Below are 13,183 nucleotides of genomic sequence, written 5' to 3' on the forward strand. Positions count from 1 at the left end.
TCGGCGTTCATCAGGGCCACCCAGAAGGTCAGAATCGAAGGAGCGTGTTGCGCGCGGAAGTCCAATCAACGATATCGCTGCGTCGTCGAGATCCTTCAACGGTTCGTACTCCGCCATCATCTCGGGGGACTTTCGATGCAGGTGCAGCGACGCCCACTAGTCGGCCTGCCAAACATCCAACTCGCGTCGCCGTCCTTGCCGGAGCAGCGCGACTATTTCAGCTCGATGAAATTGCTCTCGATCCAGACCTTGCCCTCCTCGTTCAGGGCGAACGTGAGCGCCTTTTCCTTGGTGACCTTCCGGTCGCGAATGGCATGTGAAAGCGGATTCTCGTACGAGGCGTCTTCGCGCCTGCGGTTGTAGACGTGCGCCTGGCCATCCTCGTCGCTGTAGGCGTATGAGACCGTGATGCCATCCAGGTCGGCGAGGGGCTGCAGGAACGCGATGAACTGCGACGCCGTGATGCCTTCAGCCTTGATGGCGTCCCAATGCCTGTACAGGTTCGCCTGCGACACCGCTTGCGCGCGCTGGGCAAATTCAGGTGCCTGCCCAGTCGTTACCGCGCTGGCAACCATGGTCTCGGGTGCGTCCACACCGCCGCTTTTCCGGAAGAAACTCGCCACGGCGTTGGCGAACTTCCTGGCATCTGTTTTGGGCCGCGATGTGTAGCTGTCCAGACGATGAGGCACCGTTTCAACGTCCTCGTTGCGCTTGTCCATTGTTCAATCCCCTTCGGGTTTCTGACCGAGCTCTGGCGCGATCGTACGGTCGATCGCTGCGGCGCGCATGGATCCCCGGGTCGCTCCTGCGAGAGGAACGTACATATTTGGCAAACGCGGCTTGGGACAGCCTGCGCGCCCTTTTTCTCCCGGTTTTCAGTGCTCACTCACGGTTTTCCGTGGGCGACTGTTTTCGATGCAGTGGTTATCCTTACAAGGGTTGACATTTTGTTGCGCCGCGCCTGGTGCCTGATTCCATGTACGAGCCCTTCATGCACAGCGCCCGTGCCCCCATCGAACCACTTTCCCCACTGCGTCCCAGCCGCATCGCACGGACGCGAACAATCTGCTCGCGAACACGCTCGACGACCAGGTCGGCATCTCGCTGCTCGCGCCCGCGACAACGATTGCGCAGGCGGCCTTGACGGGCGGCTACGTCGGCGCGAACAGCGCCTCCGTCTGCGGCGCGGTCACGTCGGTCGGCCAGAGTTCCTTTCCGACGCCGGTCAATGGACAGACGATCTATCCGTCGTCCGGGGCCTGCCTCGATGCCAGTGCGTCACGCGATGCCGGGGTGAACTACGGTGCCACGGTGTTCAAGCCCGCATCGGCCGCGCTGCTGAATCCCTTCACATCGATGGCGTCGTCCGATCTTGCGCTGGACTTCGCACAGACCCGGCCCGGCCTCGTGAACGTGACGGCGAACAGGGATTTCCTGTCGGGCAGCACACCGATCTTCAAGGCGGGCGACAAAGGCGTGATGGTGAAAGTGGGTCCTGTGCATGGCTTGCTGATGAACGGCGTGAACCAGCAGTTCACCACGTTCGATCCGGTGAACAACGTGAGCAAGGTGAATCCGTTCCTGTCGATCGGCGCCGTCGTGGAGTAGCTCCGGCGGTTGCCCCGGCGCGGCGTTCGCGTCAACTCAGGCGTAGCGGACAGGCTCGGCGGGTTCAACCGGTCGTTCTTCTGTGGCAGCGCGCAATCGCCGGTGCGCAGGGCCATCCCATGCAACGGGCTGCTGGTTTTTCGCATGCAGGTAGTGATGGGTGAACACCGCCAGGTAAGCCTCCAGAGTTTGCTCGGCAACGTGTTCGCCCGCCAGGTTCATGCACAGGGCGGCCACCTCGCTGGTGCAGAAGTGGTCGTCGCGGCCGGAGCGGCGCAGCTTGTATTGCGATATCTGGTCAGGCTCCAGGCTGAGCACCGGCAGTGGGTCCAGGTACGGGCTTCTTCGAAACATCTTGCGGGCCTCGGACCAGGTCGCGTCCAGGAGGATGAACAGCGGGCGTTTGTCGGCATCCCCACGGAGGCTGGCGGGCGGCTGAACGGTGCGCACCACCCGCTCCGGCGCCGCATACTGGCCCGGAAACACCACATAGGGTTGCCACTGCGGGTCGCCGAGCAAGGTCAGAAGTGCGGGGTCGGTTTCGGTGCGCGCCCAGCCGAAGGCAAAGGTGTCGGCCACCACGTCGGCGATCAACCAGCCCGTGTTGGTCGGCTTGAGCGGCTCGATGTCGGCCATGAGCAGGCACACCCCTGCGCGTGTGGCCACCGACGGGCGCAAGGCACACATGCAGTGGCTGGGCACGAGCCGGCAATCCGCGCAGCGTTCGCGCTTGAAACCACCACGGGCGAGAAAGGGCTTGGTGCTGCGCGCCAGGCGGGCGGCGCGCAGGAGGGAGACGGCGTGGGGCATGCGGAGATTCTCGGGCATGCCCGCAACCGGCGTCATCGGTGGCTTTCATCGCGGGGCACCGCTTGCCCGGACCTCTTCCGTCGGCGACCTGGCTTCCTCGGCGGCGGGAACCTGCCAGGCGGCAGCGGGCGCACGCGCGGGCAGCACCTTGTCCAGCTCGGTGGCAGAGGCGATGAGGAAGTTCTTGGCCTTCTCATCCTTCTGCGCAAGGAGTTCCATGCGCTCGATGACCTGCGGAAACCACGGCGGAATCTTGTCCGCAGGGGTGTCCAGCAGGTCGCCTGCCGGGAAGTGGCCGGTCTTGTCGAAGACCTGCTCGCTGCGGAAGAAATATTTCTGGGGTCGGGGCAGCCCGGCGCGCAGGATCGCGACGGCGGGTTGGTCCTTGCATTCCTTGCGGTTCACGACGGCCACGTAGCCGGCAATCTTTTCAGGCTCCGGGGGAAGAATCACCGTGTCCCCGCCGCGCTGGACTTCTTCAGACCAGGTGCGGCTGTAGGGGACGACAACGCCCTTGTACTCGCATTTGCCGCGGCCATCGTCACGCCACCATTCGCGGTAGAAACTGATTTCGACGACAGAGTCCTTCTCGACAGACACCGTCGTCTCGCCTTCGGGGATGAGCATGATGCTCGATAGCAGAAACGCCGCCAGGTACACGGCATTCAGAATTGCAAACAAGGTTCTTTCCTCACGGGCCAGGTTGTGGGGCTCCGGTCGAAGGAGCCTCCTGGCACGTATATCGGCAGCCGATGCGCATTCCTTCAGCCTCAAGCCTTCATCAGACGGGCCTGGCCATCTGCGAGGCCGTCACCAGGCCCAGTATCGAGCAGCAGACCAGGACCGGACCTTCCCGACGACACCCCAAATGGCTATGCTGGCACCAACCGCGAAGGCATTTTCCTCAACCCGCTGTCGAACCGCTGAAGGGGGGACCGTGCAAAAGCTAGCGAGTGCGCTTCTTCTGTCGGCCCTGGCCGGGTGCGCAAGCACCGCCCCTCACAACTATTCGGTGTGCTCGACTCAGCCGGGTACCTACGCGTGCCAAATCGAGCAATACCAAAACGTCGACGACTGACGCCGCCTGGCCGAGCCCGTCATTTCTCTTTGAAGGACACGCGCGATGAACCTCCAACTCACAAGCAAGCTGGCGCTGGTCACTGGCAGCACGGCAGGTATCGGATTCGCCATCGCGCATGCCCTGGCAGCGGAGGGTGCACGCGTCATCGTCAATGGGCGTTCGCAGAAATCGGTGGACGTCGCGGTCGCTCAAATCAAGGCGGCGGAAGGCAGCGAAGTGATCGGCTTCGCCGGCGACCTGAGCACGGCCGCTGCTGCGCAAGCCTTGGTGACGAAGTACCCTGACATCGAGATTCTGGTCAACAACCTCGGCATCTTCGAACCCAAGCCGTTCGAAGAAATTCCGGATGAGGACTGGACGCGCTTTTTCGATGTGAATGTCCTGAGCGGCGTCCGCCTCGCGCGTTTGGTCTTGCCCGCGATGAGGCGCGCCAACTGGGGGCGCATCATCTTCATCTCAAGCGAGAGTGCGGTCCAGATTCCTTCGGAGATGATTCACTACGGCATGACGAAGACAGCGCAGTTGGCCGTCTCCCGCGGATTGGCCGAGGCCGTCGCCGGCTCTGGAATCACCGTCAACAGCATCCTGCCAGGTCCGACCAAATCGCGGGGTGTGGGCGAATTCGTCGAGGCGCTCGCCAAGGCCGATGGCAAGTCCTTCGATGCCTATGAGAGGGAGTTTTTCGAAAAGGTGCGACCGACCTCCCTTATCAAGAGATTCGAAACTCCAGCGGAGATTGCCTCCATGGTGGCCTACATTGCCAGCCCGCTTTCATCGGGGACGACAGGGGCGGCGCTTCGCGTCGACGGCGGCTGTACGAAAAGCGCGTTCTAGGCTACGGGTCTCGGGCCAAAAAGAAGTACGTCGCGCCCTTCCCGTTTTCAGCTGGCAAGCACTTGCGGCTCGCTTCCCTTGTCCAGAGGCGAAGTCCGAGGTTCAACGGCCCCAATTGTCGTATCGCCAGCGCTGAAGCCGTCTTCGAAATCGCACCAGGATTTCCGAGAGCAGGTACTGCGCCTTGCCTTCCACCGCCCCGCTGGCAACCACCTCGGCTCTCATCAGGGTACCGGCAACGCCATAGCGCCACATCAACAGGGGAACGCGGTGCAGCCGCATCGCGTAGTAGCCGGGAAAGCGCAGCATGTCCTGCACGATCCGGCCCCACAGCGGCGCGGCCCGAATGGCGGTCGCACGGGCGGCATCCGGCGCCGCCGCCTTCCTCAAATTGGCGCGCCCCCGGGACTGGCCAGCAATCTCTTCCAGGCGGGCGCGCATAGCGGAGCCGACGGCGCTGGCGGACAGATTCGTCGCCACAGTCTCCTGGCCGGCTCGCGCGATCTGCGCGCGCCACGCAGGGTCGATCCATACGCGCCGTATCAGCCGGGCGGCCTCATCAAGCCTGGGCTCGGCCCAAAGCGTGCCGGCTTCATAGGGGCCGTGCGCGACCTGGCTGCGCACGAGGTCGAAAGGCACCAAGGCCGCATTGTGGGCATGCGTGAAATCGGTGTTGCCGCTCCACCCTGTCGCCACCACGGGAAGGCCGTAGGCCATTGCCTCTGCAATCGAGAGGCCGAAGCCTTCGGACCGGTGGAGCGAAACGAAGCTGTCGACCGAGGCCAGCAGGCGAAAACGATCGGTACTCTCCAACGCCTCGGTCAGGAACGAGATGCGATGCCCCTGGGCTGCCGCGCGAAAGGAGGCCAAGAGTTCGGGCGCAGCCCTGCCGTTGAGCGCCTTGACGATCAGGCGCACCGGCTCTGCGGGCCTGAAGGCCTTGGCAAACGCCGCCATCACGCCCTCGGGGTTCTTGCGGAACGGGACGGAAGCCACGTCGAACTGGAACAGGAACACGAACTCATCGCTGTTCAGCTCAGGCAGCAGCGAAGCGAGCCAGGCACGGTCCCGCGGGACAGGCGGCGGCATCACCATGGGTGGCATCACCACCACCGGGACCTTCGCTTTCTGCCGGATCGCATCGGCAATGAACTGCGTACCGGCCCAGATCTCGTCCACCAGGTCGAAGCGGTCTGACCATTCATCGGGAAAGGTGGGCGTCTCCCAGTACCAGCAGCCGATGCGATAGGCGGGAAGAAGCGCTGCCGGCAGCCCGGACAGCACCGTCGGAAGCATGTCCGCATTGCAGCCCAGGATCGTGACCGCGGCCGCCCCAGTGAGCCATCGCTTGCACGGCAGCGCATAGTCGCCGGTCGGCGCCGCGACGTCGGGCGAGATGTCGTGGCTGTGGATCGCGATCCCGGCCGCGTCCAGGGCCGCGATACTGTTGCGCGCCGCCTCGCCCACACCCAGGTGCGAGCTGAGGTAGCCCACGTAGTTGATGCTCAAGCGCCGGGCGTCGTCCGGATCGCCCAAGCGCTCGATGACATCCCGGTCCAGGCCGGCTTCCTGCGGGCCCAAGGTGCGCAGCCAAGCCATCAGGCCAACTCGATCGCGGCCATCGTTGAAGGCGCTCGCCAGCTCGGGGCGCTCGCGCAGCACCGTACGCAGGTATCTCGTCACATGGTCGCCCGGTGCCGGGCTTGCCGCCCAGTCCAGGAAGTCCGAATCCTCCAGCGGGTCGCCCAGATCCAGGCCTTCGGCCAGCGACTGGCGATACAGGGCGCGGCAGGCACGGTCCCAGCCGGTGCCGTCAACGAACCTGACCTGCGGAATCTCGAGAGCCCGGAACCTGGAGATGCCGGCGTCCATCAAGGCCCTGGCATAGTCGCCGAACAAGCGTTGCGTGTCGCCTGGAAGTTCCCAGCCGAATCGGGTCTCGTGGCGCGAGAGCTTCTTCCGGTCGGGGTTGAAGCCGCTGAAGTGAAAGAAGACGAGGTCGTGCGCATCGCCTCCCGGGCCTTCCATGGACCAGCGTCCATTCAGCCATCGCGGCGTGCGTTCATGAAGGTTCCAGTAGGCGGCATTGAAGCCCAGATGACGGAGCACCAATGCGCCAGGCACCAGCACGGGCGCGTACTCCATCCATTTCTGGTCGGTGAAGACGCCCGACTGCACATCCTCCAGGCAGAGCGTGCGCAGCTTGTGGTCCCACCAATCCAGCAGGAAGCGCGCACGCTGCGTGTTGCGAAGCGCCGCAAAGCCGAGGTTGTAGAGGCCGGCGCGCAGGATGTCGAGGTCGTCGGGCCGGCATCCATCGTCCGGCAGCGGCGACAGGATGTGCGGCGTGAGCACCAGCTCGGCATCGTTGACATCGCCGTTCCAGAACTGATCGACGCGTTGATAGACTCGAATGTCCGGATCGAGGTAGATGGCATGCTGAGCGCCCGTGTCGAACAGGAAGCGAAAGCACGCCGCCTTCACGCTCGTCGCGAACTCGAGGATGCTGTAGTGGCACCGACGGTGGTTCCATTCCCGACGCTCGAAGACCGCCTCGGCCGAAACGATGGTCACCCACTCGGGCAGCGCGACGCCCTCAGGCGTTTCATCGAGCAGGAAGATGACCAGCCTGGCCCCCGGATGATGTTCGCTGACCGAAGCGCCGAGGACGCAAGCATGGGCGAGATAGTTGCTCGCGCAGATCGTGAAGATTGCAGGATTCGGGGACAAGAGAATTTGTCGGCGGCCGGAATTGCGGCACTGGGTAAGAAGTATTTGCCGAAGGGAGACGGCACGGAACGCCCGGAGTTTAAGGTGAGCCAACGGAAGCTGGCATTTCGAAAACTATGATGTCGATGAGCGCAAGAGAAAACAGCTGGCGACCGAGCGAAAAAGAACAACAACCGCCGCCTGGGTGCGCGCGCCGCGACGTGCTGATCGCCGTGCTGCTGGCGGTCGTCGCCTTTCTGGTCTTCAACGCCAACGGGCGCCTGATCTCGGCCGCCGACACCTTTGCAGCGCGCTACCTGCCGTTCTCCATCCTGCGCAATCACAGCGTCCTGCTCGATCCGGTGGTGAGCGCCGTCGCGCAAGGGCGGAGCCCTCCGGCTGCCCGGGGAGAAGACGGGTCGGCGCCCTGGATCCTGAGGGGGCGCAACGAGCAGCTCGTCTCCAAATACCCGCTCGTCGTTCCGATCGTCATTGCGCCGCTCTATGTCCCGGCCGTCCGCTACCTCGATTCGATCGCCTGGGATCCGCATGTCTTCGACACGGTGGCCCGGATCATGGAGAAACTTTGCGCTTCCCTCATCGCAGCGACATCGGTGGCATTGCTCTACCTGCTTCTGCGAAGACGCAGCAGCCCCCGCACAGCGGCGCTCCTCAGCCTGGTCTACGCCTTCGGCACGACGACGTGGGTGATCAGCAGCCAGGCGCTGTGGCTGCACGGCCTGGCGCAGCTGCTCATCATCTCCACGATGTTGCTGATCACCGGACCCTGCACCACGCGTCGCGCGGCGTTGGCGGGCTTGCTGTGCGCGCTGATCGCCGCCAACCGGCAGCCCGATGCCATCCTGGCCGCCGCGCTCGGTCTCTACGGCCTGGTCTGGGCAGGTCGCAAGTGGCCGCTGTTCGTGCTGTCCGGCGCTGTGCCGGTCGTCCTCACGGTGGCCTACAACCTGGGCACCGTCGGCCATCTGGCCGGCGCCTATGCCCTGAGGGTCTATCCCGAAGACCTCAACGACGACATCGTCGCGGGCATCGCCGGCCTGCTCGTCAGTCCGACGCGGGGACTGTTCGTCTTCTCGCCTTTCCTGCTGTTCGTGCCGTGCCTGATTTTCCGCGCGCTTCGGGAGCGGAGTTCGCGGGGCCTTACCCTGGTGCTGTGTGCGGCCATGCTCGTGCAGGTCGTCGGCTATGCGATGGTCGACTGGCGGCAAGGCATCGCGTGGGGGCCACGATGGCTCACGGACATGCTGCCGCTGCTCATGTGGATGCTGCCCCCCATCGTTGCGACCCTGACGCGGGCGGGGCGCGTCCTGTTCGGCGCGGCGTGCGTCCTGTCCGTCGCCATCCAGGCTGTCGGTGCCTTCTGGTACACCGGGGCCATCGACACGGCGGTGCTAACCACCCGCTCGGCCGACAGGATGCAGCCCATGTGGGAGATCCGCAATGCCGCGTTCATCGCCGAGCTGGTTCATCCGCGCGCACCGGCCGATCTCTTCGTCAATTTGCGTGGCAACGTGGACCTGATCGACACGATCGATGTCGTCATCCATGACCCAGCGGCGGGCGACCGGATCGAACGGCAGCTCGATGTCGCCGGATGGGCGCTCGTGGATTCGCGATCGCCCCAGGACGTCGCGGTGCTGATCGATGGGCGGGAGGCGGCGGGGACGAGCCGCTTCTTCGAGCGCCCCGATGTGGTCCAGGCCCTTGGCGAAAGAAGTCCTGCCGGATGGCGGCTGAGCATCCCCATCGGCCATCTCGAGGCTGGAAAGCATGTGTTGGCGATCCTCGTTCGCGCAGACCCTGGTGGCGAGGTGCGCCTTCTGCGTGAACGCTCCTTCGATCTGCCGGCCCACGACATCGCGGATCCGGCGGACCGGTTGCTCGAGCATGCCGCACGTATCGCGGTCGAGCGTATCGCCCAGGGGCAGCAGGCCCCTGGCTATTGGCTGACCTCGTTCACCGGCGGCACTCGCTTCGAGAAGCCCCAGCCCGAACTCAATACCTATCTCAACGCGATCATGCTGGACGTCGCGGGCCCCATCGCTTCTGCCGCGCAGATGCAGCCGATGCTGGACAAGGCGCGCAGCTACCTCGCGAGCCAGATCGAGGCCGACGGACTCGTGCGCTACCACGGCCGGCCCGATGCGCCGACCATCGGCGTGCTTGGCTGCGCCATCACGCCGGACTCGGACGACACGGCCCTGGTGTGGCGGGTGGCGCCGGGCGACAGCCACGATAACAAGCTGGCGGCGGCGTACCAGACCATCCGAAAGTTCCGTACCAGCGACGGGCTGTATCGCACCTGGCTCGCAAAGCGCGCCGACTACCAATGCCTGGACCCAGGCGCAGACCCGAATCCGGCGGACATCGGCATCCAGATGCACATCTACCTGCTGCTCGCCCAGCGCGATCCGGCTGCCGCACGCGACTTGTGCAACGCCCTGATGCGGCGGGCCGACGACAGCAGCATCTGGGTCTATTACTCGGGGGCGCCGCCCATCGTGCTGCTGCGGCTTGCCGATCTGCATCGCGCAGGCTGCCCGCTGCAGTTGCCGGCATCGCGACTGCAGACCGACGTGCCTGGCCAGAACCTGTGGGTGCGGGCGGCCTCGCTCGTGCAGCAACTGGAAGGCAGCGCGCCAGCCTTGACGGCCAAAGCCGAAGCGACCGGACTCCTGCGACAGATCGCGGCCAACGACTTTTCGGCGCTGGCAAGCGATCCACCTCTGCTCTACCACAACGACGCCACCGCCACCGTGCAACGCCACTACTGGTCGCCGGACCTGGGCTATGCACTCTGGCTCAGGCTCTACGACGGAACCAAGGGCATCGCTGCCCAGCCTGAGGCTTCCGGCAACCCACAGTCGGGCCCCGGCCAATGATGCGGCCCGAGGTCCAGGCCGCGGCCACAAAGGTGCGCCGCCCCTCGCTGCTGCGCCTCTTGTCCTGCATCCGCATCGACGAGGTCTGCGTGCTGCAAGGCGCGCCGGTGATTGGCGCGCTTTTCGCGATGGCCGACTTCAGTGCCAGCACGCTGCTCGCGATCGCCCTGCTCGTGGCAGGCAACTTCTGTCTGGTCGCGCACGTCTTCGTGCTCAATGACTGGGCGGGCATTCATGGCGACTTGAGCGATCCCAACCGGGCTGCACGAACCTTCGTGGCCCGGGGAGAAAACGCGAGGAGAATGGGCACGCTGGCGCTGATCCTTCTGGCACTCGCGCTGCTGCTCTTCAACCTGGTCAGCCAAGCGTCGCTGGCCATCGCGTTGATGATCGCGGCGCTCAGCGGCATCTATTCCTTTCCGGGTATTCATGGCAAGGGCGTGCCCCTGCTGAACTCGCTGCTTCATCTCCTGGGCGGCCCGCTTCACTTTCTGCTGGGCTACGCGGCACTGTCGCCCATTTCGCAGAACAGCGTGGCCATCGGCTGCTACTTCGGGCTGGTCTTCGCCGCCGGACACCTGACGCACGAGACGCGAGACCACGATGGCGACCTGCAAGGCGGCATCCGCACCAACGCAGTGGCCTTCGGCAAGCGGCGGACCTTTCTGGCGGGCCTGTTTCTGTTCACCGTGGCCTATGTGCTGTTGACCGCGCTCGCGCTGCACGGACGGGTCCCTACGGTCTTCTCGCTGGCCATCGTTCTGTACGCGGTTCATCTGCGTGCGGCGTGGCGGACTTTGCAGGACGGACTCAGCTATGTCGGCATCCGCCGTCTTCAGACCACCTACCGGAACATACATCTGGTCATCGGCCTGGCGATGCTGGCCACCGTTCCACCGTGGTAGCCGCACTGGACGCCCCAAGGCCTGCGGAAATCAACAATCATCGAAATGGCGCAGGAAGTGCAGCGCCCCGCGCCTTTCCCCATATTGACGCACGAAGGCGGAAGGTTCAGTCTTGCCGTGTCCGGACTGGCGGGCGGTGTCGCAGTGGTTGGGGCATCGAGTCAGGCGCGTCGCGGACGGAGGTTGTCATGCATGCCGATTCCAATGCGCTTCCCCGTTCCGCGGCCCTCAAGCCTCGACGCGCTGCCGCACTGATCCTGGCCGCCGCGGCAGCGCTCGCCGCATTTTCTCGAACTGCTGTTGCCGACGAGGTCCCGTACTTCTACGTAGTCAATACGGGCACGCGGATGATGGCCGAGGTCCTTGCGCGCCGCCTTGATGATGGCGCGCCGGTTGTCCTCTGGCCGAACTACGGCGGCGCGAGCCAGCAGTTCAGCATCCAGCGGCTACCCCGGTCCGACGACCCCGGGCCCCTGCAGGATCAGTGGTTTCTGCTGCGGGCGAGGCATTCAGGGAAATGCCTGAAGACCAACAGCTTCAGGCCCGGCGCAACAGTCGTGCAGGAGTCGTGCAGTGGAGACGCTTCCCAGTTGTGGCGTTTGCGGACACTCGTCATGACCGCGGTCGAATGCCCGACACAAAGCCGGTGCTTCATGCCACGGCGAACGGTCCTTGAGAACTTTTACGGCCGCGGGCGGTGCATGGATGCGGCGAATGGTCCGATTCCCGGGCTGCCCGAACAAGGCAACACCTTGCTGGTCCGAGAGTGCATTGCCGGGTTCAGTGCACCCAACGCCGCCAACCAGGAGTGGGAACTGGTCGACGTGCAGGCTTGGGATGCGCCGTTCAACTTCAGGTGAAGCTCAGTCCGCGCGCAACGACGCGCGCTGGTTCCGGAAGGACGACCGACCGATGGCGCCGCCCGCCGTCGTGAATCCCTGTCAACCGAAGGCCCAAGGCCATCGTTTTGCTCTAACCTCTGCCGATGGCGAGGAGAATCGACCTCCAACTCCCAAGGATATGCAATGACCAAAGTTCTCGCAGTCATGCTCACCGGCCTCTTGGCAACAGGCGCCTACGCTCAAAACCCGGCGGGAGTATCGTCGGAGCAACAACCTGTAACTAACAGCAAGGCCCAAAATCGCGCCCAGGACAGGGTGGAAGCCCGCCCCCAAGGCAAAGTGAAGAAGCCGACCGGCGACCAAGCCTATAGCCCGGAACTCAATCCTGAGGCCAGCGGCGGCAAGGCTGCCACGGCAGCCCAGAACAGGGCCAACGCCAAACCCCAGGGCATGGCGAAGAAGCCGATGGGCGACCTGGCCAACAGTTCTGAACTCAATCCTGAGGCCAGCGGCGGCAAGGCCGCGAATGCGGGACAGGCCAGAGTCGACGCGCGCGATGCCAAGGCGGCGGCCAAGAAGCAAGCCACCGGCAATTGACCGGCTTTCGGTGCCTGATCGAAAAGGCGCTGGGCGCTTTTCGATCACAAGCGTGCGGTTCCGGCCACCCTATGGCCACCGCCAATTTGCTCCCGTGAAAAAGCGATGGGCTAGCTGCTCGGAGTTCTTGCCGACCTGATTTTCAACCTGGGCCTTGTTTGCACCGGCCCGCCTCATCGTTGCTGTCATCGCGTTCGATCAATGGCGCGGAGCGTCGATGCTCGACGATGAGGAGCACATTCATGGTGGGGCAGGAGCAGGTTCATTTGTTCGCAACGGCCAGCGTGTTGTCACAAAAATGGACCTGACGTTCGTCTCGGCCGTTCAGTTTTCTTGAGCCGCAAGCTTGAACCCCATCTCGAGCCAGCTACAGCCGGGTGCGGGCAGACGTCAGCCATTCAGGCGACGAACAAGTCGAAATCGCATTTCGCGGACGCGGCTTTCCAGGGTGAGACCGTCGTGTTGAGCCAGCCGACGAAGGGCAGCGAGCAATTTCGACTGAGCGCTAGGATTCGAAATGTTGAAACATCTCAACGGAGCAGTTCAAGGCGTGTGTTCCTCCGCAATCGGCCTCGCGACGCTGCTACTGGCGTTCATGGGGTTCGTTGGGTATACGGGAAAACACAGTGGCGACCGAAATTGGGAAATTCAAGATTTGTGGTATCTCATTCCCGCGGGAATCGCATTTTGCGTGTTGGTCCTGGTTCCTTTTGTAGCAACGGCGCGCCAAGACGAAAGTGAAGCACAAATGGCGATTGCCCGCTGGATACTACTTTGGGGGACTGGATTTGCGGTATTCGCCGTGCTTGCCTTTTTCTGGCAAGACGTCAGCACCGGATTCGCCGCGCACAAATAGAAATGTGTTGCGCTCGGATATGGTGCCCGCGCTCGCCG

General features: G+C 64.0%; 12 protein-coding genes. 8 read left to right on the forward strand and 4 right to left on the reverse strand.

Going from position 1 to position 13,183, the window contains the following annotated elements; translation table 11 throughout:
- Positions 1-212 precede the first annotated feature (212 nt).
- Positions 213-719, reverse strand: a complete 507-nt coding sequence (locus AB4Z46_RS30775; protein WP_442287359.1) for a hypothetical protein — start codon at positions 717-719, stop codon at positions 213-215.
- Positions 720-1,065: 346 nt separating this feature from the next.
- On the opposite strand from AB4Z46_RS30775, the gene AB4Z46_RS30780 reads away from it, so the two are divergent.
- Positions 1,066-1,608: a DUF2957 domain-containing protein gene (locus tag AB4Z46_RS30780; RefSeq protein ID WP_442287416.1), complete on the forward strand. Its 543-nt coding sequence runs from the start codon at positions 1,066-1,068 to the stop codon at positions 1,606-1,608.
- Between the two features lie 36 nt (positions 1,609-1,644).
- On the opposite strand, the gene AB4Z46_RS30785 is transcribed toward AB4Z46_RS30780, so the two are convergent.
- Together AB4Z46_RS30785 and AB4Z46_RS30790 are read right to left on the reverse strand one after the other, a co-directional pair.
- Entirely contained in the window at positions 1,645-2,418 is a 774-nt protein-coding gene (locus AB4Z46_RS30785; RefSeq protein WP_442287360.1) for a tRNA-uridine aminocarboxypropyltransferase, read from the reverse strand.
- Between the two features lie 45 nt (positions 2,419-2,463).
- On the reverse strand, positions 2,464-3,099 hold the full coding sequence (locus AB4Z46_RS30790) for a hypothetical protein (protein ID WP_442287361.1): 636 nt from the start codon (positions 3,097-3,099) through the stop codon (positions 2,464-2,466).
- A gap of 442 nt (positions 3,100-3,541) precedes the next feature.
- Between AB4Z46_RS30790 and AB4Z46_RS30795 the strand changes: the two genes are divergently transcribed.
- Positions 3,542-4,333: an SDR family NAD(P)-dependent oxidoreductase gene (locus AB4Z46_RS30795; RefSeq protein WP_442287362.1), complete on the forward strand. Its 792-nt coding sequence runs from the start codon at positions 3,542-3,544 to the stop codon at positions 4,331-4,333.
- Between the two features lie 102 nt (positions 4,334-4,435).
- Here AB4Z46_RS30795 and AB4Z46_RS30800 read toward each other — a convergent pair whose 3' ends face one another.
- Positions 4,436-7,156, reverse strand: a complete 2,721-nt coding sequence (locus tag AB4Z46_RS30800) for a glycosyltransferase family 4 protein (protein WP_442287363.1) — start codon at positions 7,154-7,156, stop codon at positions 4,436-4,438.
- A 26-nt stretch (positions 7,157-7,182) separates the two neighbouring features.
- On the opposite strand from AB4Z46_RS30800, the gene AB4Z46_RS30805 reads away from it, so the two are divergent.
- From AB4Z46_RS30805 to AB4Z46_RS30830, 6 genes are all read left to right on the forward strand, one after another.
- Positions 7,183-9,945, forward strand: coding sequence for a hypothetical protein (locus tag AB4Z46_RS30805; RefSeq protein ID WP_442287364.1), 2,763 nt, complete (start codon positions 7,183-7,185; stop codon positions 9,943-9,945).
- Positions 9,942-10,850 carry a UbiA family prenyltransferase gene (locus AB4Z46_RS30810; protein WP_442287365.1) on the forward strand — a complete coding sequence of 303 codons (909 nt, stop codon included), beginning with the start codon at positions 9,942-9,944 and terminating at the stop codon, positions 10,848-10,850. The genes AB4Z46_RS30805 and AB4Z46_RS30810 overlap by 4 nt, the downstream gene beginning before the upstream one ends.
- Positions 10,851-11,038: 188 nt before the next feature.
- Positions 11,039-11,710 carry an RICIN domain-containing protein gene (locus AB4Z46_RS30815; protein WP_442287366.1) on the forward strand — a complete coding sequence of 224 codons (672 nt, stop codon included), beginning with the start codon at positions 11,039-11,041 and terminating at the stop codon, positions 11,708-11,710.
- Between the two features lie 165 nt (positions 11,711-11,875).
- Positions 11,876-12,289: a cell envelope biogenesis protein TolA gene (locus AB4Z46_RS30820; protein WP_442287367.1), complete on the forward strand. Its 414-nt coding sequence runs from the start codon at positions 11,876-11,878 to the stop codon at positions 12,287-12,289.
- A 154-nt stretch (positions 12,290-12,443) separates the two neighbouring features.
- On the forward strand, positions 12,444-12,626 hold the full coding sequence (locus AB4Z46_RS30825) for a hypothetical protein (RefSeq protein ID WP_442287368.1): 183 nt from the start codon (positions 12,444-12,446) through the stop codon (positions 12,624-12,626).
- A 180-nt stretch (positions 12,627-12,806) separates the two neighbouring features.
- On the forward strand, positions 12,807-13,145 hold the full coding sequence (locus AB4Z46_RS30830) for a hypothetical protein (RefSeq protein ID WP_442287369.1): 339 nt from the start codon (positions 12,807-12,809) through the stop codon (positions 13,143-13,145).
- Positions 13,146-13,183 lie beyond the last annotated feature (38 nt).

Source organism: Variovorax sp. M-6 (genome assembly GCF_052114385.1).
In the GTDB taxonomy this organism is placed as follows: Bacteria; Pseudomonadota; Gammaproteobacteria; order Burkholderiales; family Burkholderiaceae_C; genus Variovorax.